The 20881-nt window shown below is 72.0% G+C and carries 22 protein-coding genes; 9 read left to right on the top strand and 13 right to left on the bottom strand.

What is annotated here, in order from left to right:
* Positions 1-30 precede the first annotated feature (30 nt).
* Complete coding sequence (locus ACIBQZ_RS24790; protein ID WP_396091150.1) at positions 31-519, bottom strand: hypothetical protein; 489 nt, start codon at positions 517-519, stop codon at positions 31-33.
* Positions 520-595: 76 nt separating this feature from the next.
* Between ACIBQZ_RS24790 and msrB the strand changes: the two genes are divergently transcribed.
* Entirely contained in the window at positions 596-997 is a 402-nt protein-coding gene (gene msrB / locus ACIBQZ_RS24795) for a peptide-methionine (R)-S-oxide reductase MsrB (protein ID WP_396091151.1), read from the top strand.
* Here the strand turns inward: msrB and ACIBQZ_RS24800 are convergent.
* From ACIBQZ_RS24800 to ACIBQZ_RS24825, 6 genes are all read right to left on the bottom strand, one after another.
* Positions 978-1457, bottom strand: coding sequence for a dihydrofolate reductase (locus ACIBQZ_RS24800; protein ID WP_396091152.1), 480 nt, complete (start codon positions 1455-1457; stop codon positions 978-980). The genes msrB and ACIBQZ_RS24800 overlap by 20 nt on opposite strands.
* Entirely contained in the window at positions 1454-2251 is a 798-nt protein-coding gene (locus ACIBQZ_RS24805) for a thymidylate synthase (RefSeq protein WP_396091153.1), read from the bottom strand. The genes ACIBQZ_RS24800 and ACIBQZ_RS24805 overlap by 4 nt, the downstream gene beginning before the upstream one ends.
* Before the next feature lie 65 nt (positions 2252-2316).
* Positions 2317-2571 (bottom strand): hypothetical protein, encoded by a 255-nt coding sequence (locus ACIBQZ_RS24810; protein WP_396091154.1) that lies wholly within the window; start codon positions 2569-2571, stop codon positions 2317-2319.
* A gap of 74 nt (positions 2572-2645) precedes the next feature.
* Entirely contained in the window at positions 2646-2855 is a 210-nt protein-coding gene (locus ACIBQZ_RS24815; RefSeq protein WP_396091155.1) for a DUF397 domain-containing protein, read from the bottom strand.
* A 49-nt stretch (positions 2856-2904) separates the two neighbouring features.
* A complete protein-coding gene (gene wrbA, locus ACIBQZ_RS24820) occupies positions 2905-3510 on the bottom strand; it encodes an NAD(P)H:quinone oxidoreductase (RefSeq protein ID WP_396091156.1) in 606 nt (201 codons plus the stop codon).
* Positions 3511-3584: 74 nt separating this feature from the next.
* Positions 3585-3860 carry an isoamylase early set domain-containing protein gene (locus ACIBQZ_RS24825; protein ID WP_396091157.1) on the bottom strand — a complete coding sequence of 92 codons (276 nt, stop codon included), beginning with the start codon at positions 3858-3860 and terminating at the stop codon, positions 3585-3587.
* Positions 3861-3936: 76 nt separating this feature from the next.
* Here ACIBQZ_RS24825 and ACIBQZ_RS24830 point away from each other — a divergent pair, with 76 nt between their 5' ends.
* Positions 3937-4380: a GNAT family N-acetyltransferase gene (locus ACIBQZ_RS24830; RefSeq protein WP_396091158.1), complete on the top strand. Its 444-nt coding sequence runs from the start codon at positions 3937-3939 to the stop codon at positions 4378-4380.
* Here ACIBQZ_RS24830 and hemQ read toward each other — a convergent pair.
* From hemQ to hemE, 3 genes are all read right to left on the bottom strand, one after another.
* Positions 4377-5078 (bottom strand): hydrogen peroxide-dependent heme synthase, encoded by a 702-nt coding sequence (gene hemQ / locus ACIBQZ_RS24835; RefSeq protein ID WP_396091159.1) that lies wholly within the window; start codon positions 5076-5078, stop codon positions 4377-4379. The two genes, ACIBQZ_RS24830 and hemQ, sit on opposite strands and share 4 nt — an antisense overlap.
* Entirely contained in the window at positions 5075-6472 is a 1398-nt protein-coding gene (gene hemG / locus ACIBQZ_RS24840; protein WP_396091160.1) for a protoporphyrinogen oxidase, read from the bottom strand. The genes hemQ and hemG overlap by 4 nt, the downstream gene beginning before the upstream one ends.
* A gap of 114 nt (positions 6473-6586) precedes the next feature.
* The gene (gene hemE, locus ACIBQZ_RS24845; protein ID WP_396091161.1) at positions 6587-7615 is read right to left on the bottom strand and encodes a uroporphyrinogen decarboxylase; all 1029 of its coding nucleotides are present in this window, start codon (positions 7613-7615) and stop codon (positions 6587-6589) included.
* Positions 7616-7701: 86 nt separating this feature from the next.
* Here hemE and ACIBQZ_RS24850 point away from each other — a divergent pair, with 86 nt between their 5' ends.
* Positions 7702-8274 carry a DUF3000 domain-containing protein gene (locus ACIBQZ_RS24850; protein ID WP_396091162.1) on the top strand — a complete coding sequence of 191 codons (573 nt, stop codon included), beginning with the start codon at positions 7702-7704 and terminating at the stop codon, positions 8272-8274.
* On the opposite strand, the gene ACIBQZ_RS24855 is transcribed toward ACIBQZ_RS24850, so the two are convergent.
* Positions 8275-9267, bottom strand: coding sequence for a S1C family serine protease (locus ACIBQZ_RS24855; RefSeq protein ID WP_396091163.1), 993 nt, complete (start codon positions 9265-9267; stop codon positions 8275-8277).
* A gap of 177 nt (positions 9268-9444) precedes the next feature.
* Here ACIBQZ_RS24855 and ACIBQZ_RS24860 point away from each other — a divergent pair, with 177 nt between their 5' ends.
* From ACIBQZ_RS24860 to ACIBQZ_RS24885, 6 genes are all read left to right on the top strand, one after another.
* On the top strand, positions 9445-10824 hold the full coding sequence (locus ACIBQZ_RS24860) for a ribonuclease D (protein ID WP_396091164.1): 1380 nt from the start codon (positions 9445-9447) through the stop codon (positions 10822-10824).
* A 1286-nt stretch (positions 10825-12110) separates the two neighbouring features.
* The gene (locus tag ACIBQZ_RS24865) at positions 12111-13307 is read left to right on the top strand and encodes a thiolase family protein (RefSeq protein ID WP_396091165.1); all 1197 of its coding nucleotides are present in this window, start codon (positions 12111-12113) and stop codon (positions 13305-13307) included.
* The gene (locus ACIBQZ_RS24870; RefSeq protein WP_396091166.1) at positions 13307-15364 is read left to right on the top strand and encodes a 3-hydroxyacyl-CoA dehydrogenase NAD-binding domain-containing protein; all 2058 of its coding nucleotides are present in this window, start codon (positions 13307-13309) and stop codon (positions 15362-15364) included. The genes ACIBQZ_RS24865 and ACIBQZ_RS24870 overlap by 1 nt, the downstream gene beginning before the upstream one ends.
* A gap of 141 nt (positions 15365-15505) precedes the next feature.
* Entirely contained in the window at positions 15506-16462 is a 957-nt protein-coding gene (locus tag ACIBQZ_RS24875) for a hypothetical protein (protein ID WP_396091167.1), read from the top strand.
* A 142-nt stretch (positions 16463-16604) separates the two neighbouring features.
* Positions 16605-17612 (top strand): hypothetical protein, encoded by a 1008-nt coding sequence (locus ACIBQZ_RS24880; RefSeq protein ID WP_396091168.1) that lies wholly within the window; start codon positions 16605-16607, stop codon positions 17610-17612.
* A 169-nt stretch (positions 17613-17781) separates the two neighbouring features.
* A complete protein-coding gene (locus ACIBQZ_RS24885; RefSeq protein ID WP_396091169.1) occupies positions 17782-18906 on the top strand; it encodes a DUF2637 domain-containing protein in 1125 nt (374 codons plus the stop codon).
* Between the two features lie 13 nt (positions 18907-18919).
* Here ACIBQZ_RS24885 and ACIBQZ_RS24890 read toward each other — a convergent pair whose 3' ends face one another.
* Both ACIBQZ_RS24890 and ACIBQZ_RS24895 read right to left on the bottom strand, forming a co-directional pair.
* Positions 18920-20149: a sensor histidine kinase gene (locus tag ACIBQZ_RS24890; RefSeq protein ID WP_396091170.1), complete on the bottom strand. Its 1230-nt coding sequence runs from the start codon at positions 20147-20149 to the stop codon at positions 18920-18922.
* Positions 20146-20838, bottom strand: coding sequence for a response regulator transcription factor (locus ACIBQZ_RS24895; RefSeq protein WP_396091171.1), 693 nt, complete (start codon positions 20836-20838; stop codon positions 20146-20148). Before ACIBQZ_RS24895 ends, ACIBQZ_RS24890 begins: the two co-directional genes overlap by 4 nt.
* Positions 20839-20881 lie beyond the last annotated feature (43 nt).

Consider the following 20881-nt stretch of genomic DNA (forward strand, 5'->3'; position numbering starts at 1 on the left):
ACACCGGCGTGTCGCCATCAAAAGGGTGAATCAGCTCGGCACGCCGCCGAACCGGTGGCTGCGCCACAGCTGGGACAGCGCGAAGACCTTGAGCTCGAACCGCGGGTCCGCGGCGAACAACTCCCCGCTGTACGGCGCCTGCAACTGCACGCTCGCGCCGGACTCCAGGTAGACCGAGACCACGGTGCGCGCCCCGCGCCGCTCGGCCCGCAGGTCGACCACCCGGCTCCACGGCTCCAGCCCCACCCCGAAGGGCGTCACGGTACGGATCCCGCCCGCGCAGATCTCGGTGCTCAGCCGGGGCCGGACCAGCACCCCCAGCAGCGCGCCCACCAGCGGCGGAGCGAACGTCAGCACCGCCCACAACCAGGCCGGCGGCGCGAAGGCCGTCGTGCCCGCCTGGGCCACCAGCACGGCGAGCAGGCCGGCCGTCACGGCGACGACCGACACGAGCAGGCCGAGGTACGAACCATGGGCGAGGGCCTGCTGCCAGGTGGGGCTGAATCGCGCTGCATCCATGACTGCTCAACGGATGCGGGCCGCCCGGTCGGCGCACTGGCGGTGCGCCGCCGCCGTACCGACGTACCTTGGAGGCATGACCGACAAGACCACCCTGCCCACCACCGAAGAAGAGTGGCGGGTCCGCCTGAGCCCCGACGAGTTCCGGGTGCTGCGCCAGGGCGCCACCGAGCCGGCCTGGCGCGGCGAGTACGTCGACACCAAGACCGAGGGCATGTACGCCTGCCGGGCCTGCGGCGCCGACCTCTACCCCAGCGACACCAAGTTCGACTCGCACTGCGGCTGGCCGTCCTTCGACGACGCCATCCCGGGCGCGATCCGCGAGATCGAGGACCGCAGCCTCGGCATGGTCCGTACGGAGATCCGCTGCGCCCGGTGCGACAGCCACCTGGGACACGTCTTCAAGGGCGAGATGATGACGGCCAAGAACACCCGGCACTGCGTGAACAGCCTGTCGATCAGGCTCGACCCGAAATAAGCTCCTCGATCGTGTATCGCACGCCGGTGTCCGACGTCCGCGTCTCGGCACCGGCGGCGAGCTGCCACTCCGGCCCGAGCCGCGGGGCGAAGGTGTCGCCGGGCACCGCGAGGTCGATCCGGGTCCGCACGATGTGGCCGGCGTACGGCAGCAGCGCGGTGTAGACCGCGGCCCCGCCCATCACCCAGAACTCGTCGTGCACCCGCAAAAGCTCCTCGACGGAGCCGAAGGCCTCGGCCTCCGCCCAGCCCGGCTGCCGGGTCAGCACCACGTTGCGCCGGCCGGGCAGCGGGCGGACGCGCTCCGGCAGCGAGTCCCAGGTGGCGCGCCCCATCACCACGGTGGCGCCCATCGTGCGTTGCTTGAAGGTCTGCTGCTCCCCCGGCACCCGCCAGGGGATCTCACCCTTCAAGCCGATCACGCCGTCGTGCGCCTCGGCCCAGATCAGGTGGATCGTCATACCGCGACCGGGGCGCGCAGCGCGGGGTGGTGCTCGTAGCCGACGACCGAGAAGTGCTCGTAGGTGTAGTCGAAGAGCGAGTCCGCCGGCGCGATCTCCAGCCTCGGGAACGCGTACGCGGGCCGGCTGAGCTGCTCGCGCACCTGCTCCTCGTGGTTGGAGTAGACGTGGCAGTCGCCGCCCACCCAGATGAGGTCGCCGGGGAGCAGGCCGGCCTGCGCGGCGATCATCTGGGTCAGCAGCGCGTAGCTCGCGATGTTGAACGGCACCCCGAGGAACATGTCCGCGCTGCGCTGGTACAGCTGGCAGGAGAGCTTGCCGTCGGCGACGTAGAACTGGAACAGCGCGTGGCACGGGGCCAGCGCCATCTCGGGCAGCTGCGCCACGTTCCAGGCCGAGACGATCATGCGGCGGGAGTCCGGGTCGCGGCGCAGGGTGGCGAGCAGCTCGGTGATCTGGTCGACGTGGCCGCCGTCCGGGGTGGGCCAGGACCGCCACTGCTTGCCGTAGACCGGGCCCAGCTCGCCGTCCGCGTCGGCCCACTCGTCCCAGATGGTCACGCCGTGCTCGCGCAGCCACCGGGTGTTGCTGTCGCCGCGCAGGAACCAGAGCAGCTCGACCGCGACGGACTTGAAGTGCACCCGCTTGGTGGTGATCAGCGGGAAGCCCTGCGCCAGGTCATAGCGCAGACGTTCGCCGAAGAGGCTGACCGTGCCGGTGCCGGTGCGGTCCGCCTTCGGGATGCCGGTCTCGAGAACCCGGCGCAGCAGCTCTTCGTACTGGGTGTCGACCATGGCGCCACGCTAGCGCTTCCGGGCGCCCGGGGCCGCGAGGGCCCCGGGCGTCGCCGGTCACCGGGCTAATGCGCCCAGGACTCGCTCATCGCCGAGATCTGCTGGTTGAGCTGCTGGAGGTCACGGTTGGGCTCCTCCCGCTGCTTCGCGGGGTCGGCCGCCGAGAAGCCCAGCCGAGCGCCGAGCTGCTGCCACCGGGCGAACAGGATGGTGTCGATGAGCACGTCCTTGACGTCCTCGTGAGCAGCCTCGAGCTCCTTCACCGCAGCCTCGTACCGCTCCACCTTTTTCAGCAGGTCAGAACTCTCGTGAATGGTCATATCGGCAGGTTACCCAGAAACGAACCTTATTCAGGTTGATATCCGGATACCGCCCTATGTCCGTCTTCGCCACGCTACAGGTCGAACTCGCCGTCCTTGGCGCCCCCGACGAAGGCGTCCCATTCGGCCGGCGTGAAGAACAGCACGTCGCCGTCGGGCTTGCGGGAGTCACGCACGGCGACGCCCCCGTCAAGCAGGGCCACCTCGACGGCGGCTTCCGTTTGGGGGCCACCGCTGCGGCGCCACTCGGCATTGGTCAGGTCAGCCTCGAACTTTTTCACCACGCGTGACAGTCTGCCAAGTCACGGCCATGGGTCAAGAGAGGTAACCCGATCAGGCGGAGAGCTTTCCGGCGATCTTGACGATCCGCTGCGCCAGGTGGTCGAGCGCGTTGTTCTCCGCGTCGCCCAGCGGGGCGTCGTTGCCGCCGCCGGTGACGTGCGAGACACCGTACGGGTTGCCGTCGGCGTACTTCAGCGGATCGGTGTAGCCGGGCGCCACCACGATGCCGCCGAAGTGGTAGATCGTGTTGTAGAGCGCGAGCAGCGTCGACTCCTGGCCGCCGTGCGCGGTCATCGAGGCGGTGAAGCCGGCGTACGCCTTGTCGGCGAGCAGGCCCTGCCCCCACTGCGGGCCCAGGGTGTCGATGAACTGCTTGAGCTGGCTGGCCACGTTGCCGTACCGGGTGGGCGTGCCGAACAGCACCGCGTCGGCCCAGACGATGTCGTCGGCGGTGGCCTTCGGCTCGTTCTTGGTGCTGTCGAAATGCTGGCTCCAGGCGGCGTTGGAGGCGATGGCCTCCTCCGGCGCCAGCTCGGCCACCTGCCGCAGCCGGACCTCGGCGCCCGCCTTCTCCCCGGCCCGGGCGATCCGCTCCGCCATGCCGTGGATCGTGCCGGTCGAGGAGTAGTACACGATCGCAAGCTTCACATCAGCCACGAGGGCCCCTTCCGCAGTTGTTTGTCACGTCAACTATTCCCGCGACAGGTGCCCGGGCGCAGCCGAACGAAACGTCAGAGCAGAAGTTCACTGCCGTGCGGGCCCACCGCGTCGGCGTGCTCGTCGTCCAGCCAGATGCCGTCGGAGGCCAGGTAGCGGAAGCGGTAGTGGCCCGGGTCCAGCCGTACGGTGACCGTCCGGGTCCCGTCCCGCCGGTCCTTGAGCTCGTGCAGCCCCGGCTCCCAGCCGTTGAACGTGCCGACCACGCTCACCGGCCCGTCGGGGGCGTCCTTCGGCAGGCAGAAGGTGACCCGGGTCTTGTTGCCGAAGAGCTTGCTTCGCTTGATCATTCTCGTCTCCAGGGTGCGCGGCTCCTCCTGCACCAACGTGGAAGGGTGCGACTTGGTGACGCCTAAAATCCGACTCATGCCTCCGGAGCCCCACGAAGAGATCCGGGTGGCGTCGTTCCGCGACCTCGACGCCACCACCCTGTACGCGATCCTGAAGTTGCGCGTCGACGTGTTCGTGGTCGAGCAGAAGTGCCCGTACCCGGAGCTGGACGGGCGCGACGACGAGCCCGGCACCCGCCACGTGTGGCTGGCCCGGGGCGACGAGATCCTCGCGTACCTGCGGATCCTCGACCAGCACGGCACCGAGCGGATCGGCCGGGTGGTGACCGCGCCGGCCGCCCGCAAGGGTGGCTACGCAAGCCGGCTGATGGCGCACGCGCTGGCCGTGATCGGCGACCGGCCGAGCACGCTGGAGGCCCAGGCGCACCTCACCGGCTTCTACGGCCGGTTCGGCTACGTCGAGGCGGGGCCGGGCTACCTGGAGGACGGCATCCCGCACGTGCCGATGCGCAGGCCCTAGGGCAGGGCGGCGACCAGCTCGGTCAGCGAACGGCGGCGGCCGGTGTAGAACGGGACTTCCTCGCGGACGTGCCGGCGCGCCGTCGAGGCCCGCAGGTCCCGCATCAGGTCGACGATGCGGTGCAGCTCGTCGGCCTCGAAGGCCAGCATCCACTCGTAGTCGCCGAGCGCGAACGACGCGACCGTGTTGGCCCGCACGTCCGGGTAGCCGCGGGCCATCTTGCCGTGCTCGGCCAGCATGAACCTGCGCTCCTCGTCGGGCAGCAGATACCACTCGTACGACCGCACGAACGGGTACACGCAGATGTACGGGCGCGCCTCCTCGCCGGCCAGGAACGCCGGGAGGTGGCTCTTGTTGAACTCGGCCGGGCGGTGCAGCGCCATCTGGGACCAGACGGGGGTCAGGTGCCGGCCCAGCGCGGTGCGGCGGAACAGCCCGTACGCCTCCTGCAGCGCGTCCGGCGACTCCGAGTGCCACCACACCATGATGTCCGCGTCGGCGCGCAGGCCGGCCACGTCGTACGTGCCGCGCACCACGACGTCCTTGCCGAGCAGCTGCTCGAAGAGCGTGTCGACCTCGCTCGCCAGGTCCTCGCGCAGGGCCGGCAGCGGGGTCGCGACCTTGAACACCGACCACATCGTGTAGCGGATCGTCGCGTTCAGTTCCTTGACCCGCGCCGCGTTGGTCTGCTCGGTCATAGCTCCTCCAGGTATTTCAGGACGTCGTCGGCGGCGCTCTCGCCGCTGGCCACACAGGCCGGGATGCCCACCCCGTCGAACCCGGCGCCGGCCAGGGCCAGACCGGGCCGGACGGCGAGCGCGGCGCGGGCCCGGGCCACCCGGTCCAGGTGGCCGGGGGCGTACTGCGGCAGGCCGCCGCCCCAGCGTTGCACCCAGGAGCCGATCGGCGGGGGCAGCTCGCCGCCGAGCAGCCGGCCCAGCTCGGCGTGCGCGGTCGCGGTGAGCACCGGGTCGGCGTGCTGCAGCCGGTCCTCCTCGCCGGCCCGGCCGAGCGAGGCCCGGATGATCACCGGCCCGTCCGCGCCGCCCAGGTGCGGCCACTTGCGGGTGAAGAACGTGGCGGCCTTGACCAGGGTGCCCTCGGTCGGCGGCACCAGGAAGCCGGACAGCTCGGGCAGCGGGGTGCCCGGCGGCAGCGCGAGCGCGACCAGCGCGACGCTGGCGTAGTCGAGCGCCTCGATCGCGGCCGCGGCGGTCAGGTCGACCCCGGCGAGCATCCGGGCGGCGGGCCGGGCCGGCACCGCGAGCACCACGGCGTCCACGTCGTCGGTCTGCGGGGCCGGGACCGGGCCCAGCAGCAGCCGCCAGCCGTGCGCGGTGCGGGCGATCTCGCGGACCGGCAGGCCCAGGCTGATCCGGGCACCGCCGGCGGTCGCGGCGGCGGCGACCAGCCGGGTCATCCCGCCCTCCAGCGCGGCGAAGATCGGCCGGCCGGGCACCCGGACCGCGGCGGCCCGGGCGGCCCGCACGGCGCCGGCCAGGGTGTGCTCGGTGCGGGCGGTGCAGGCCAGCGCGGGCATGGTGGTGGCCAGTGAGAGGTGGTCGGCACGGCCCGCGTACACCCCGCCGAGCAGGGGGTCGACCAGGCGGTCGGCGATCTCGTCGCCGTACCGTTGGCGCACCAGCGCGCCGACGGCGACGTCGGCACCCGCGGCGAGCAGCGGGCGGCCCTCGTCGCGGTCGGCGCCGGCGGCCGGGTGCGCGACCGCACCGAGCGAGCTCAGATCCCCGGGCACACCCACGAGCGTGCCCGTGGGCACCGGCAGCAGCGCGCCGCCGATCGCCAGCGCGGCCGGGATCGCCGCGGGGTGGACCAGGCGGTCGCCGAGCCCGAGCCGCCGGACGAACTGCACGGCCGCGGACTCACCGCCGTCCGGCCCGCCGACCAGGAACGACTCGGCGCCGCGTTCGACCGTGGCGCCGGCCAGCTCGCCGGTGCGCAGCTTGCCGCCGAGCCGCCCGGACTGCTCATAGATGATGATCTCGGTGTCCGCGGGCGCCCGGTCCCGGATCCGCACCGCGGCAGCCAGCCCGGCGATCCCGCCGCCGACGACCGCCACCCGTTTCCGCACGCGTCCCACATTGTCAGGTCGGGGCGCTCCCCGGCCACCGGGGTACTTCGATGTGACAGGCACGGCACGCACCCTCGCCGAAGCGCAGGCCCCGAAGCCAGGGCCGAAGGTCCCTCAGGCGGTGTGCACGAGGTCGACCAGGCGGGTCAGCACGTCCGGGTCCGTCTCCGGCATGACGCCGTGGCCGAGGTTGAACACGTGCCCCGGGGTGGCCTTGCCCTCGGCCAGCACCCGCTTGGCCTCACGCGCGACGACCTCCCAGGGCGCGAACAGGATCGCCGGGTCCAGGTTGCCCTGCACCGCCTTGTCCGGCCCGATCAGCGTGGTCGCCTCGGCCAGCGGCGTGCGCCAGTCCACCCCGACCACGTCGGCGCCGGCCTCGCCCATCGCCTTGAGCAGCACCGCGGTGCCGACCCCGAAGTGGATCCGCGGCACGCCGGCGTCGGCCAGCCCGCCCAGCACCCGAGCCGAGTGCGGCAGGACGTAGCGGCGGTAGTCGGCCTCCGACAGCGCGCCGGCCCAGGAGTCGAAGAGCTGGACCGCGCTGACCCCGGCGCCGATCTGCACCCGCAGGAAGGTCAGGGTGATCTCGGCCAGCCGGGTGCAGAGCGCGTGCCAGAGGTCCGGCTCGCCGTACATCATGGCCTTGGTCTTCAGGTACGTCCGCGACGGCCCGCCCTCGATCAGGTAGCTGGCCAGGGTGAACGGCGCACCGGCGAAGCCGATCAGCGGGGTCGCGCCGAGCTCGGGCACCAGCAGCCGCACCGCCTCGTCGACGTAGCCGACGTCCGACGGCTCCAGCGGGCCCAGCCGCGCCACGTCCGCGGCGGTGCGGATCGGCTCGGCCACCACCGGGCCGGTGCCCGCCACGATGTCCAGGTCGACGCCGGCCGCGGCCAGCGGCACCACGATGTCGCTGAACAGGATCGCCGCGTCGACACCGTGCCGGCGGACCGGCTGCAGGGTGATCTCGGTGACCAGGTCGGGCCGGCGGCAGGACTCGAGCATGCCGACCCCCGCGCGGATCTTGCGGTACTCGGGCAGCGAACGCCCCGCCTGCCGCATGAACCAGACGGGTGTGTGCGGCACCGGCAGGCCGCGGGCGGCCCGGACGAACGCCGAATCCTGGAGAGTCGTGGTCACCCGCGACATCGTGCCACGTGAGTGAACGGGCCCGTGCGGCGCGCCGCGCGGCCCGGTTCCCCGGTGATCGGCATAGGCTTCGAGGCATGGGTCCCACGTCCGCTGCACCCGAGGCGTTCACCCGCGCCGTCGCCGGGCTGCGGGCCGCCGCACCCCGCGAGGAGATACTCCTCGAGGAGATCGCGGCACCGCAGCGGCTGGCGCCGTACGGCTTCGCGCTGAGCGCGACCGTGCTGCGCGACGGCGACGAGGTGGCCAGCGGCCGGCTGATCCTGCTGCACGACCCGGCCGGCCACGACGCCTGGCAGGGCAATCTGCGGCTGGTCACGCTGATCACGGCGGAGCTGGAGTCGGACATGGCCGGCGACCCGCTGCTGCCCGCGGTGGCGTGGACCTGGCTCACCGACGGGCTGGATCAGCACGCGGCGGGCTACACGGCGATCGGCGGCACGATCACCCAGACCACGTCCACCCGCTTCGGCGAGCTGGCCGGCCCGGCGCCGACAGCGGATCTGGAAATTCGGGCATCGTGGACGCCGACCTCCGACGACCTGGGCGCCCACCTGCAGGGCTGGTGCACCATGCTCGCCTCGACGGCCGGCCTGCCGCCCCCGGGCGTCACCGCCCTGGGCAACCGCCAGCGCGCCGGGGCGAACTGACTAGCAGATCTTGAAGGTGTCGCAGGCGGTCTTGATCGGCACCGCGAGACCGATGCCTTCGGCGTCCCGGGCCTTGGCGGTCGCCAGCCCGATGACCTCGTCGGCGCTGTTCACCACCGGCCCGCCGGAGTTGCCCGGGTTGATCGGGGCGTCGAACTGGATCGTCGGCCCCTCCGAGTCGTCCGGCCGGTAGGCGCTCACCACGCCGGTCGTCACCGAGTCCTCGAGCCCCAGCGGCGCGCCGACCACCACGACCTGCTGGCCCGGCTTGACCGTCTTGGGCGCCACGTCCAACCCGGCGATCTTGCGGTTGGCCCGCAGCAGCGCGAGGTCCTTGCCCTTGCTGACCTTGACGATGGTCGCCGACACCTCGTCCTTACCGCGTTCCAGGAAGACCTTGCGGCCGCCCGACTCCCACACCGACTCGACCACGTGGAAGTTGGTCAGCAGGTTCGCCTGGCCCTCCGCCGCGCGGTCGCCGACCGAGAACGCCGTACCGGTGAAGTTGCCGGCCCGGACCCGGAAGACGCTCGGCAGCACCGACGACGAGATCGCCTCGGGGTCGAAGACCCCGGCGAGCTTCTGCTCCAGCCGGTCCGCCCGCTGGGTGAGCTGGTCCTGGCGCAGCAGCGCGGCGGCGAGCTGGTCGCTGTGCCGGCTGTTCGCCTGCTCCAGCCGCCACGCCAGCCCGCCGGTGACCAGCAGCAGGAGCACCACCAGCGCCACGGTGAGCAGCCGGCCGCGACCGCGGCCGTTGAGCACGGCCGGCTCGGTCGCCGGGTCGGCCACCACCGGATACCGCACGGTGCCGGTCGGCGAGGCCAGGTACGGCCCGCTGAACTGGCTGGCCGGGCGCGGATGACCGAACCGGGGCAGCGAGCGCGGCGCGGTCGCCGCCCACTCGCCCGAGGGGTGGTCGGGCAGGCTCAGCAGCGGATCCTGCGGTGGCCGGCGCTGGCCCGGCACCCCGAAGGGGTCGTAGGCGGTCGTCATGCGGCGCGGGCCTCCCGGTCTCGATGCTCCCGACCCTTAGTACGGACGAAAAGGGGTCAGCGGACGGGCGCGCGCGGGCTTTCTTGAAACAACTCGTGTCGAGCAGAGTGGATCGAGAGCCGACGCGCCGGGACCCGGCTGCGCACCCGGGGGTCGGTACCCCCGTACGGTTACGGAGTGACCGACGAAGCACCCCTGCGCCGTCGGGACGCGCCGGACCAAGCAGGGGACGGACCGCACGCCGTGCCGCCCGACCCGATGTCTGGCGGTCCCGAGCCCGAACCTGCCCGCACCTCCGTCCCCCTCACCGCTCCCCGCGACGGCACGCCACGGCCCGTGGAGACCGCCGACGAGCTGGCCGAAGTGGTGGCCCGGATGGCCGCCGGCTCCGGCCCGGTGGCCGTCGACGCCGAACGTGCCTCCGGCTACCGCTACACCCAGCGGGCCTACCTGGTGCAGCTGCGCCGGGCGGGCGCCGGCACGGTGCTGATCGACCCGATGCCGCTGGACGACCTGCGCACCCTGGACGCGGCACTGGCCGAGACCGAGTGGGTGCTGCACGCCGCCAGCCAGGACCTGGCCTGCCTGGCCGAGGTGGGCATGAAGCCGCGCCGGCTGTTCGACACCGAGCTGGCCGCCCGGCTGGCCGGCTTCGAACGGGTCGGCCTGGCCGCCCTCACCGAGCAGCTGCTGGGCCGCTCGCTGGAGAAGCACCACTCGGCCGCGGACTGGTCGACCCGCCCGCTGCCCGAATCCTGGCTGACCTACGCGGCCCTGGACGTGGAACTGCTGACCGACCTGCGCGACCTGCTGGCCGCCGAACTGGACCGGCAGGGCAAGACGGCGTGGGCGGCCGAGGAGTTCGCGGCCCTGGTGGCCAGCACGGACCGCCCCCCGCGCCCCCGCCCGGACCCGTGGCGGCGCACCTCCGGCATCCACCGCGTCCGCGGCGCCCGGGCCCAGTCCCGGGTCCGTGCCCTCTGGTACGCCCGCGACGGCGTCGCCGCCCGCCGCGACTCGGCACCGGGCCGGGTCCTGCCGGACTCGGCCATCGTCGCCGCGGCCGAACTCGACCCGAAGGACGAACGCACCCTGCTGGGCCTGCCGGGCTTCGGCGGCCGCTCGGTGCGCCGCCTGGCCCGCGTCTGGCTGGACGCCCTGGACGCGGCCCGCGCCCTGCCGGACGACGAACTCCCGGTGAACGTGCCGGTGGAGGGCCCACCCCCACCGCACCGCTGGGCGGAACGCGACCCGGTCGCGGCAGCCCGCCTGCAACGCTGCCGCCAGGTCGTCATCGGTACGGCCGAAGCACACACCCTGCCCCCGGAAAACCTGATCAGCCCAGACTTCATCCGCCGCCTGGCCTGGTCCCCGCCCGAGGACATAACCCCCCAAACGGTGGCAGACACCTTACAAGGCTTCGGCGCCCGAAACTGGCAAGTGGGCTTGATAGCCGACGGCATCGCGAAAGTCCTCCCGGAACCACCGCCCGCCCCGCCCGCCGGCCCAACGCCTCCGGCTGCGCCACCGACGAGCTCGGTGCCCCCGACCGACTGACTCAACCCGACAGCCCGGCCGCCTGCCCAGGCAGCCGGGCTGCCGCACATTCAGGCCCTGTCACAAACGGCCAGCCCGAACAGACAGCCAGCCCACGCAGCCGACCAGCCCCCGCACAGGACAAGCCCGCGCAGCCGACCAGCCCGCGCAGACGGCAGACGGATCGGCGGCGGCGGACGTGCACCGGCGGTCGGCAAGACGGCGGTCGGCTGGGAGCGGAATGCAGCCGGCGGGCAGCGGCGCTCACAGCGGCGGGCGATCCCGAACACGCCAGAAAAGGACATTCTGGCGAATCTTGTAGCACTATGGCCCGCTGAGTCTTTTGCGTGGCTGTTGTGATGATCGATCGCCATCCCCCGGACGGGCGACACGCTTCTGCCGCGCCGAAACGGCCGCGCCAAGCATTGCCGTAGGCCTGCCCACCGCCGAACCCGCAGCACTGGGCCACATATTGAGCAGGATTCTCACATCGCGGAACTCCTAAGGGAACAAAGAGCGTAAAAGTCACGAAGCGAGCAGCGAATTGTCGATCTTGTGGACTTAAGGTTCGGAGCTCACACCACATCAACAAGAACGAAATCTTGCGCGTCGGTGGCGGTCGGCGCGCGGCCCACGTCACTCCGGCGGGCTATTGCCATCGCCCGATACGCCAACCACGCAAAAGACTCCATGGGGGCCAAATCCTCCCAAGATCCGGCAGGAGGATAGGACAGAGCAGGGCGAATCAGGCAGAGCGCGCGGCAGTGGGGATCGGGGCGTCGCCGAGGTCAGGAGTCGAGCAACGCGGGACGGATCGGGGGCCAGGCAGGGGCGAGACGGGGCGAGGCGGGCGGGGCAAGGCGAGGCGGGCGGGGCAAGGCGGGCGGGGCAAGGCGGGCGGGGCAAGGCGGGCGGGGCAAGGCGGGCGGGGCAAGGCGGGCGGGGCAAGGCGGGCGGGGCGAGGCAAGGCGGGACGGGTGAGGGCAAGGCGGGGCGAGGCGGCGCGAGAGCAAAGCGCGACGATCACCGTGTGGCGCGGTGGTCAGCTGCGTGCGGACCTCATCGCGACCCCGCCGGGCACGCAACCAGCCGTCGGCGAAACCAACCATGCAATCACCCTGCGTTCGGCGGGAGCGACGGTCAGAGCCATGCAACCAGGCACGACAGCAGCTTTTGAACCTTCCCCTCCCCCGCTGACCTCCGGATTTCGGCCGGCCGCTCGCATACGTTCAGGAGGCCGGGTAGGCAAGGAAGTTACCGGCGAGTAGCATGAAACTCCCCTGGGTTCGCCTGCAAGGAGGCTTGTTGTGCCCCGAGTAAGCCGCGAGGTCGTCTTCGTTGACGGCATCCGCACCCCGTTCGGCAAGGCGGGTGGCATGTATGCCGAGACCCGCGCCGACGATCTGGTGATCCGTTGTATCCGGGAGCTGATGCGGCGCAACCCGCAGCTGCCGCCGGAACGGGTTGACGAGGTCGCCATCGCCGCCACCACGCAGATCGGTGACCAGGGCCTGACCATCGGCCGCACCGCTGCGCTGCTTTCCGGACTGCCCAAGACCGTGCCCGGTTACGCCATCGACCGGATGTGCGCCGGCGCCATGACCGCGGTGACCAACGTCGCCGGCGGCATTGCCATGGGCGCCTACGACGTTGCCATCGCCGGCGGGGTTGAGCACATGGGTCACCACCCGATGGGTGAGGGCGTCGACCCCAACCCGCGGATCCTGGCCGAGAAGCTGGTCGACCCGTCCGCGCTGGTGATGGGCTCGACCGCGGAGAACCTGCACGACCGCCTGCCGGGCATCACCAAGGAGCGGGTCGACGCCTACGGGCTCGCGTCGCAGGAGAAGACCGCCAAGGCGTACGCGAACGGCAAGCTGCAGCCCGACATGGTGCCCGTCGCGATCCGCAACGCCGAGCAGGGCTGGGGCCTGGCCACGGCCGACGAGGCGCCGCGCGAGACGTCGATGGAGAAGCTCGCCACGCTCAAGACGCCGTTCCGGCCGCACGGCAAGGTCACCGCGGGCAACGCGGCCGGCCTCAACGACGGCGCCACCGCGGCCATCCTGGCCAGCGAGGACACCGCCCGCGAGCTGGGCCTGCCGATCGCCATGCGGATGGTTTCGTACGGCTTCGTCGGCGTCGAGCCCGAGATCATGGGGTACGGGCCCATCCCGTCGACCGAGAAGGCGCTGCGCCTGGCCGGGCTGACCATCGACGACATCGGCCTGTTCGAGCTCAACGAGGCCTTCGCCGTGCAGGTGCTGGCGTTCCTCGACCACTACGGCATCGCCGACGACGACCCGCGGGTCAACCCGTGGGGCGGCGCGATCGCCATCGGTCACCCGCTCGCGAGCTCCGGCGTCCGGCTGATGACGCAGCTGGCCCGGCACTTCGCCGAGCACCCCGAGGTGCGGTACGGCATCAACGCCATGTGCATCGGCATCGGCATGGGCGGCACTGTGATCTGGGAGAACCCGAACTGGGAAGGCGCGGACAAGTGATGGAGTACCCGAACGAGGTCGTCACCAAGTCGCTGCTGCGCCTGGTGAAGCTGCCGGGGCTGGACAAGCCCGCCGCGCTGATCACCCTCGACAACGGCCTGGACTACAAGAAGCCGAACAGCTTCGGCCCGGCCGGCCTGCGCTCGCTCGACGAGGCCATCACCGCGGCCACCGAGGCCGATCCGGCGTTCATCGCGCTGACCGGCAAGCCGTACATCTTCTGCGTGGGCGCCGACATCACCGGCATGCCGCTCATCACCGAGCGGGAGCAGGCCGTCGCGCTCGGCGAGCTCGGTCACCGGGTGTTCGCCCGGCTCCGGTCGAGTACGATCCCGACGTTCGCGTTCATCAACGGCGCGGCGCTCGGCGGCGGGCTCGAGGTCTCGCTGCACTGCCACTACCGCACGGTGTCGACCGGCGCCGCGGCCCTCGGCCTGCCCGAGGTCGCGATCGGCCTGATCCCCGGCTGGGGCGGCAGCCAGCTGCTGCCCAACCTGATCGGCGTGCCCGGCGCGGCGCAGATCATCCTGCAGAACCCGCTCACCCAGAAGGTGCTGCGGCCCAAGCAGGCCCGCGAGATGGGTGTCGCCGACGAGCTGTTCGAGGCCGCCGACTTCCTGGAGCGCTCGCTGGAGTGGGCCGCCGGCGTCGTCAAGGGCGACGTGACCGTGCAGCGGCCCGAGGTCGACAAGGACATGTGGGAGGGCGTGCTCTTCTTCGCCAAGCAGCAGCTCGACGAGCGCCTGCACGGCGCGGTCCCGTCGGCCAACAAGGCCCTCGAACTGCTCGCGCTGGCGAAGGACGCCAGCTTCGAAGACGGTACGGCCGCCGAAACGGAAGCCCTCGCCGACCTGATCATGGGCGACGAGTCCCGCGCCAGCCTGTACGCGTTCGACCTGGTCCAGCGGCGCGCCAAGCGCCCGGTGGGCGTGCCGGACAAGTCGCTGGCCCGGAAGGTCACCAAGGTCGGCATCGTCGGCGCCGGCCTGATGGCCTCCCAGCTCGCCCTGCTCTTCGCCCGCCGGCTGCAGGTGCCGGTGGTCATGACCGACCTGGACCAGAGCCGGGTCGACAAGGGCGTCGACTACGTCCGCGGCCAGATCGACAAGCTCGTCGGCAAGCGCCGGATGGACGAGGGCACCGCGGCCAAGCTGCGCGGCCTGGTCAGCGGCTCGGTCGACAAGTCGGTGTTCGCCGACGCCGACTTCGTGATCGAGGCGGTCTTCGAGAACCTCGACCTGAAGAAGCAGATCTGGGCCGAGCTGGAGAAGATCGTCTCCCCGGAGGCGATCCTGGCGACGAACACCTCCTCGCTGTCGATCACCGACATGGCCGCCGACCTCGAGCACCCCGAGCGGGTCGTCGGCTTCCACTTCTTCAACCCGGTCGCGGTGCTGCCGCTGCTGGAGATCATCAAGGGCGATCGCACCGACGACGTGACGCTGGCCACGGCGTTCGCGGTCGGCAAGGAGCTGCGCAAGTCGTCGGTGCTGGTCAAGGACGCCCCGGCGTTCGTGGTCAACCGGCTGCTGACCCGGTTCACCAGCGAGGTGTTCAACGCCATCGACGCCGGCACGCCGCTGTCCGTGGTCGACACCGCGCTGGACCCGCTGGGCCTGCCGATGCGCCCGATCGCGCTGCTCCAGCTGGTCGGCCCCGCGGTGGGCCTGCACGTGGGCGAGACGCTGCACCGGGCGTTCCCGGACCGGTTCGGCGACAGCCCCAACCTGCGCAAGATCGTCGACGCCGGCCTGCCGCTGATGGTCGACGACGAGATCAACCCCGAGGTGGTCAAGCTGGTCGAGGGCGGTTCCGCCCCGCTGACCGGCGACCAGGTACGCCAGCAGGCGCTGGACGCGCTGGCGCAGGAGATCCGGCTGATGCTGGACGAGGGCGTCGTCGCCGAGGCACAGGACATCGACCTGTGCATGCTGCTGGGCGCCGGATGGCCGTTCCACCTGGGTGGCGTGACGCCGTACCTGGACCGCAGCGGCACCTCGGAGCGGGTCACCGGCAAGCGGTTCCTGCCGCCGGGCGTGGCCAGCCTGCCCGCCTGACGTGTCACCAACCGGCGTCCCTGGGCCCGCACCCGGGTCCGGGGACGCCGGTTTGTTCACCCGACTGACGGGTTGACGACGCCACTGCCGCCGGCGAATCGGTACGCTCCGGCGGCTGACCTCTTTAGTCCGGGAGTTCCCATGTCACAGCCGCCGTACCAGCCCTACCCCGGCGAGCCCGGTCCCGAGGAGGGCTACCAGCCGCCGGCGGCCCCGGGCTCCTACCCACCGCCGGGCCAGGGCTCATACCCACCGCCGCCCGGGCAGAGCTCGTACCCGCCACCGCCGGGGCAGAGCTCGTATCCGCCACCGCCAGGGCAGGGCTCGTATCCGCAGCCGGGGCAGGGCTCGTATCCGCCGCCGCCCGGCTCCTACCCGCCGCCGCCGGACCACGGGTCGTACCAGCCGCCGGCCGACCACGGCTCCTACCCGCCACCCGGCCAGGGCTCCTACCCGCCGGGGTCGTACCCGGGCCAGAACGCCCCGCAGTACGGCATGGGCCCGGCGCCGAAGAAGAAGTCGTCCGCGCTCAAGATCGTGCTGATCGTGGTCGGCGTCGTCGCGCTGCTGTGCGTCGCCGGCGTGGTGGTCACGTTCGTCGCGGCCAAGGACAAGGTGGAACAGGTCGTCGACGCCAGCAAGATCACGGTGGTCGAGCCCGAGACGCTGGGCGGCCGGCCCAAGGCGGACGACCCCACCCTGCAGAGCAGCGTCAACGGCCTGGACGCCGTCATGTCGAACATCCCGGGCGCCACCGGCTCGGTCGGCGCGATCTACGGCGACGTGCAAAATCAGGACATCGTCATGGTGGCCGCGGCCTCCTCGATCAACGGCTCGGCCCAGGACCGCTTCGACAGCTTCAACTCCGGCCTCGACAGCTCCGGCGGCTTCAAGATCGAAAACATGACCGACACCGACCCGGGCCCGCTCGGCGGCATCGCCAAGTGCGGCGACACCGACACCGCGGGCGTGCCGATGGCGGTCTGCGTCTGGTCCGACAACGGCAGCGTGGGCATGCTGACGATGATGTTCAAGGAGAAGGCAGACCTTGAAAAGGAGTTCATCACACTCCGCGGCGAGGTCGAGAAGAAGGCGTGACACCAACCGCGAGCCCCGCAGCGCACGGATGTGGCAAGGCTCGCCGCGCCGGATGTGGCGAGGCTCGCGGCGGGCGGGAGATCACCGCGTGGCCGGCGGCGGCTAGGCTGCGCGGTGCTGTAGCCCGATCGATGGAGCGTTGATGTCGCAGCCGCCGAACCAGCCCTATCCGGACCAGCCCTACCCCGGCCAGCCGCATTCCGGCCAGCCGTATCCGGGCCCGCCGTCCGGTGAGCAGCCATGGTCGGGGCCGCCCGGCTCCGGGCCGCCCGGGTCTGGGCAGCCCGGGTCTGGGCAGCCCTATCCGGGTCAGCCGGGCTATCCGGGTCAGCCGGGGTATCCGGGTCAGCCGGGCTATCCCGGGCAGCCCTACCAGGGGCAGCCGAACCCGGACGTGCCCGCCTCGGTGCCGCCGCAGCCGGGTTATCCGCCGCCGGCCTACGGGCCGACACCGTCGTACCCGCAGCCCGGCTACCCGCCGCAGGGCGGCTTCCCCGCGCCGATGCCGGCGCCGCCGAAGAAGTCCCGGGCGCTGCCGATCACGCTGGTCTCCGTCGCCCTGGTGCTGGTGCTCTGCGTCGGTGGCGGCACCGCGATCTACCTGGCGGGCCGCAACACCGCCGAGAGCTTCGCCACCTCCGTCACCTCGACGGCGCCCACCCCCGGGATCACCACGACCCCGCCGCGGGCCGTCATCACCATCGTGGAGCCCCGGACGCTGGGCGGCCGGCCGCGGGTGACCGACCCCAAGTTCGCCGACACGGTCGAGAAGCTGGAGGAGAACCTGGCGCTGCTGCCGGGCGCCTCGCAGTCGGTGGGCGCCCTCTACGGCGTCCCGGCCAAGCGCGACCTGGTCATGGTGGTGGCGGCCAAGTCCTATGTGCGCGACCCGAAGGACGAGGTGGACGGCGCCTTCGCCGGCTCCAGCTTCGACAACCTGAAGCTGACGAACGTCTCGAGCATCCCGCCCGGCCCGCTCGGTGGCGCGGCCAAGTGCGCCAAGGGCTCCGACGAGGGCGTGCCGCTGGCGTTGTGCGCCTGGGCCGACGAGGGCAGCTCCGGCCTGCTGATCTGGTATTTCACCTCGCTGGGCGAGGCCAAGGACGAGTTCGTCAAGCTGCGAGGCCAGGTCGAGCAGAAGTCAAACTGACACGCCGGGAGGCTGCGTCACACGTTCGTATCGCTCCCGACACGAACGGGTCGCGGTCTGCCGGGGTCCGGCCGACCGATGCCGTACCGAAACATCAGCACGACAGGATGATCCGCCGGGTCCCCCACGGGGCCCGGCTTTTCGTTTCGACTTCTCAGAGGAGCGTCCGGTGGTACTCCCGCAACTTCGCCGCGTCCGCTGGGCCGTGCGAGCGACCCTGGTCCTGGGCGTCGCGGCCTCGGTCGCCGCGAACATTCTGCACGCCCTGGACAACCCGATCAGCCAGGCCATCGCCGCCTGGCCGCCGCTCGCCCTGCTGCTGACGGTCGAGCTGATCTCGCGGGTCCCGGTCCACCGCCGCTCCCTCGCCTTCGCCCGGCTGTTCGCCACCGCGACGATCGCCGGCATCGCCGCCTGGGTCTCCTACTGGCACATGGCCGGGGTGGCCGCCCGCTACGGCGAGACCGGCGCGTCGGCCTACCTGCTGCCGCTGTCGGTGGACGGCCTGATCGTGGTGGCCAGCATCTGCCTGGTCGAGCTCGGCGGCCAGATCGCCCTGCTGGAGACCGAAGCCCGCGCCGAGGCCACCCGCACCGCCCGAGCGGCGGTCCTGGCAACCACAGCCAGCGCAACCACAGCCAGCGCGACCGCAGCCAGCGCGACCGCAGCAACCAGTGCAGCCAGCACAAACGGCGCGATCAGCGCAAACGTGGCACTCGACGCAAAAGCCGCGGCTGGCGAAACCGCCACGGCCGGCGCAGTCGACACAACCGCCGCGGCCGGCGCAAATGCCACGGCAGGCGGTCAGAGCACGGCAGGCGGTCAAAGCCGGGCCGGCGGTCAGAGCACGGCAGGCGGTCAGAGCACGGCCCCCGACACCCGCACCGCCGGGACGACCGTGCCGGGCCTGATCCCGGTCCCGACCGCCGCCAGCACCCGGCGCAGCCCCGCCACCGCGGCAGCCCTGGCCGAGGTAGCAGCCAAGCTCCCCCGCGCGACCCTCCCCCGGACCCGCGGCGCCGAGATCTCCGCGTTCAACCCCGCCCTGACCCGCCAGGGCCGGGTCACCGCCACCACCAAGACCGCCAAGCCGTCCGCGAAGGCCACCGCCACGAAGCCCTCGGCCAAGCCGCGCAGGTCGCCGGCGGAGACCCTGGCGACCGCCGCCAAGATCAAGGCAGCCCGGCCGGACCTCACCGACGCGGACCTGGCCGCCGAACTCGGCATCAGCGTCTCCCGCTGGCGCACGATCCGGCGGGAAGCGGGCCAGGAGGACCTCCGCCTGGCCGCCTGACCAGGCCCGCCGGTCACGACGAGGCGATACCCAGACCCTTGGCCCGGGGCACGGTAGCCGTGGCCGCCACCACCGGAGTGGTGTCGGCCGCGGGCAGCCGTACGGAGACCTCAAGCCCCCCGCCGGGCTGAGCCACAGCCGAGACGGTGCCGCCGTGGGCGTCGCAGACGGCCCGGACGATGGAGAGCCCGAGCCCCGACCCGCGGGACCCGGTGCGTTCCCACCCGCCCCGGCGGAACGGCTCGAACAGCCCGGGGACGTCACCCGGGTCCACCTCGTAGCCCGTGTTCCCCACCACCAGCCGGGCGTGCCCGTCCGTGTTCTCGGTGCGCAACCACAGCTTGCCCATCAGGTGGTTGTAGCGGATCGCGTTCTCGATGAGGTTCCCGGCCAGCCGGTCCAGCAGGCTGGGGTCGCCGACCACCGGCGCCGCCTGCAGGTCGGTGGTGACCTCCAGCTTCATCCGTTCCGCCTCGGCCTTGACCGCCGACAGCGCGTTGTAGACGCTGGTCGCCAGGTCGGCCGGCACCTTGCGGACCAGCCGCCGCCCCGACTGCGCCTCGCTGCGGGCCAGCACCAGCAGCGCGTCCACCAGCCCGTTCGCGCGTTCGGAGGCGTTGCGCACCACCTTGGCCATCCGGCGGTACTCGGCCACGTCGGCCTCGTCGTCGCTCAGCGTCACGTCGATCTCGGTGCGCATGACCGCCAGCGGGGTCCGCAGCTCGTGCGACGCGTTGGCCACGAAGCGCTTCTGCGACTCGAACGCCCCGGCCAGCCGGTCCAGCATCGCGTCGAAGGTGCGGGCCAGCTCGGCCACCTCGTCGTCCGCGCCCGAGTAGCGGATCCGCTGGTCCAGCGTCTCCTCGCCGAGCCGCTGGGCGGTCGCCGTCACGAAGTGCAGCGGGCGCAGGGCGCGGCCGGCCACCGCGTACGCGCCCGCGATGCCGATGATGCCGATGGCGAAGAGCGCGATCAGGCCCTTGATCAGCAGTTCCTGGGACGCCCTGTTGACCAGATCGGTCTGCCAGGTGAGCGCGTCCAGCCGGGCGCCGTCGCGGAGCACCACCTGGGTGCCGGCCTGCAGCTCGTCCGCCGGGTGCAGGGCGTCGCCGACCAGCAGCCAGGCCAGCAGCACCAGGATGGCGCCGGCACCGACCAGCAGGATGCCGTTGAGCAGCGTGAGCCGCAGCCGCAGCGTCGGCCGCATCCGCATCCGCTCACGCCGGCTGGCGTACACCGTCATGCCGGCCCGCCGGCGGGCAGCACCACGACGGGCTCGGGCACCCGGTAGCCCGCGCCGACCACCGTCTCGATCAGCGGTGGGTCGCCCACTTTCTTGCGCAGCGTCATGACCGTCACCCGGACCGTCGTGGTGAACGGGTCGGTGTTGGCATCCCAGACGCGTTCCAGCAGCTCCTCGCTGGATACCACGCCGCCGCGGGCCTTGAGCAGCTCCTCGAGGACGCCGAACTCCTTGTTGGTCAGGTCGATCGGGGCGCCGCCGCGGGTCACCACCCGGCGGGCCTGGTCCAGGATCAGGTCGCCGACGGTCAGCACGGGCGGCGCGGCCGGGGTGGCCCGCCTGCCCAGGGCCTGGACCCGGGCCACCAGCTCCTCGAACGCGAACGGCTTGGGCAGGTAATCGTCGGCGCCCAGCTGCAGCCCCTCGACCCGGTCGGCCACGGTGACGCTGGCCGTGAGCATCAGCACCCGGGTCAGCGCGCCGGAGGCGACCAGTGCCGCGCAGATCTCGTCGCCGTGCATGCCGGGCAGGTCACGGTCCAGCACGACGACGTCGTAGCGGGTCACGTATGCCATCTCGTGGCCGGTCAGCCCGTCGTATGCGACGTCGACCGCCATCCCCTTGCGCCGCAGCCCCCGGGCGATCGCGTCACAGAGGTTCCGCTCGTCTTCCACCACCAGTACGCGCACCCGGGGTCCTCCGCACTCAAAGTCAGCTCACCGCACAGCCTTG

Source organism: Actinoplanes sp. NPDC049599 (assembly GCF_044465625.1).
Taxonomy (GTDB): Bacteria; Actinomycetota; Actinomycetes; order Mycobacteriales; family Micromonosporaceae; genus Actinoplanes.

Bases quoted from the DNA above. Each gene is read 5' to 3' on its own strand.
- ACIBQZ_RS24790 (WP_396091150.1), bottom strand. From the start codon at position 519: ATGGATGCAGCGCGATTCAGCCCCACCTGGCAGCAGGCCCTCGCCCAT.
- msrB (WP_396091151.1), top strand. From the start codon at position 596: ATGACCGACAAGACCACCCTGCCCACCACCGAAGAAGAGTGGCGGGTC.
- ACIBQZ_RS24800 (WP_396091152.1), bottom strand. From the start codon at position 1,457: ATGACGATCCACCTGATCTGGGCCGAGGCGCACGACGGCGTGATCGGC.
- ACIBQZ_RS24805 (WP_396091153.1), bottom strand. From the start codon at position 2,251: ATGGTCGACACCCAGTACGAAGAGCTGCTGCGCCGGGTTCTCGAGACC.
- ACIBQZ_RS24810 (WP_396091154.1), bottom strand. From the start codon at position 2,571: ATGACCATTCACGAGAGTTCTGACCTGCTGAAAAAGGTGGAGCGGTAC.
- ACIBQZ_RS24825 (WP_396091157.1), bottom strand. From the start codon at position 3,860: ATGATCAAGCGAAGCAAGCTCTTCGGCAACAAGACCCGGGTCACCTTC.
- ACIBQZ_RS24830 (WP_396091158.1), top strand. From the start codon at position 3,937: ATGCCTCCGGAGCCCCACGAAGAGATCCGGGTGGCGTCGTTCCGCGAC.
- hemQ (WP_396091159.1), bottom strand. From the start codon at position 5,078: ATGACCGAGCAGACCAACGCGGCGCGGGTCAAGGAACTGAACGCGACG.
- ACIBQZ_RS24850 (WP_396091162.1), top strand. From the start codon at position 7,702: ATGGGTCCCACGTCCGCTGCACCCGAGGCGTTCACCCGCGCCGTCGCC.
- ACIBQZ_RS24855 (WP_396091163.1), bottom strand. From the start codon at position 9,267: ATGACGACCGCCTACGACCCCTTCGGGGTGCCGGGCCAGCGCCGGCCA.
- ACIBQZ_RS24870 (WP_396091166.1), top strand. From the start codon at position 13,307: ATGGAGTACCCGAACGAGGTCGTCACCAAGTCGCTGCTGCGCCTGGTG.
- ACIBQZ_RS24875 (WP_396091167.1), top strand. From the start codon at position 15,506: ATGTCACAGCCGCCGTACCAGCCCTACCCCGGCGAGCCCGGTCCCGAG.
- ACIBQZ_RS24880 (WP_396091168.1), top strand. From the start codon at position 16,605: ATGTCGCAGCCGCCGAACCAGCCCTATCCGGACCAGCCCTACCCCGGC.
- ACIBQZ_RS24890 (WP_396091170.1), bottom strand. From the start codon at position 20,149: ATGACGGTGTACGCCAGCCGGCGTGAGCGGATGCGGATGCGGCCGACG.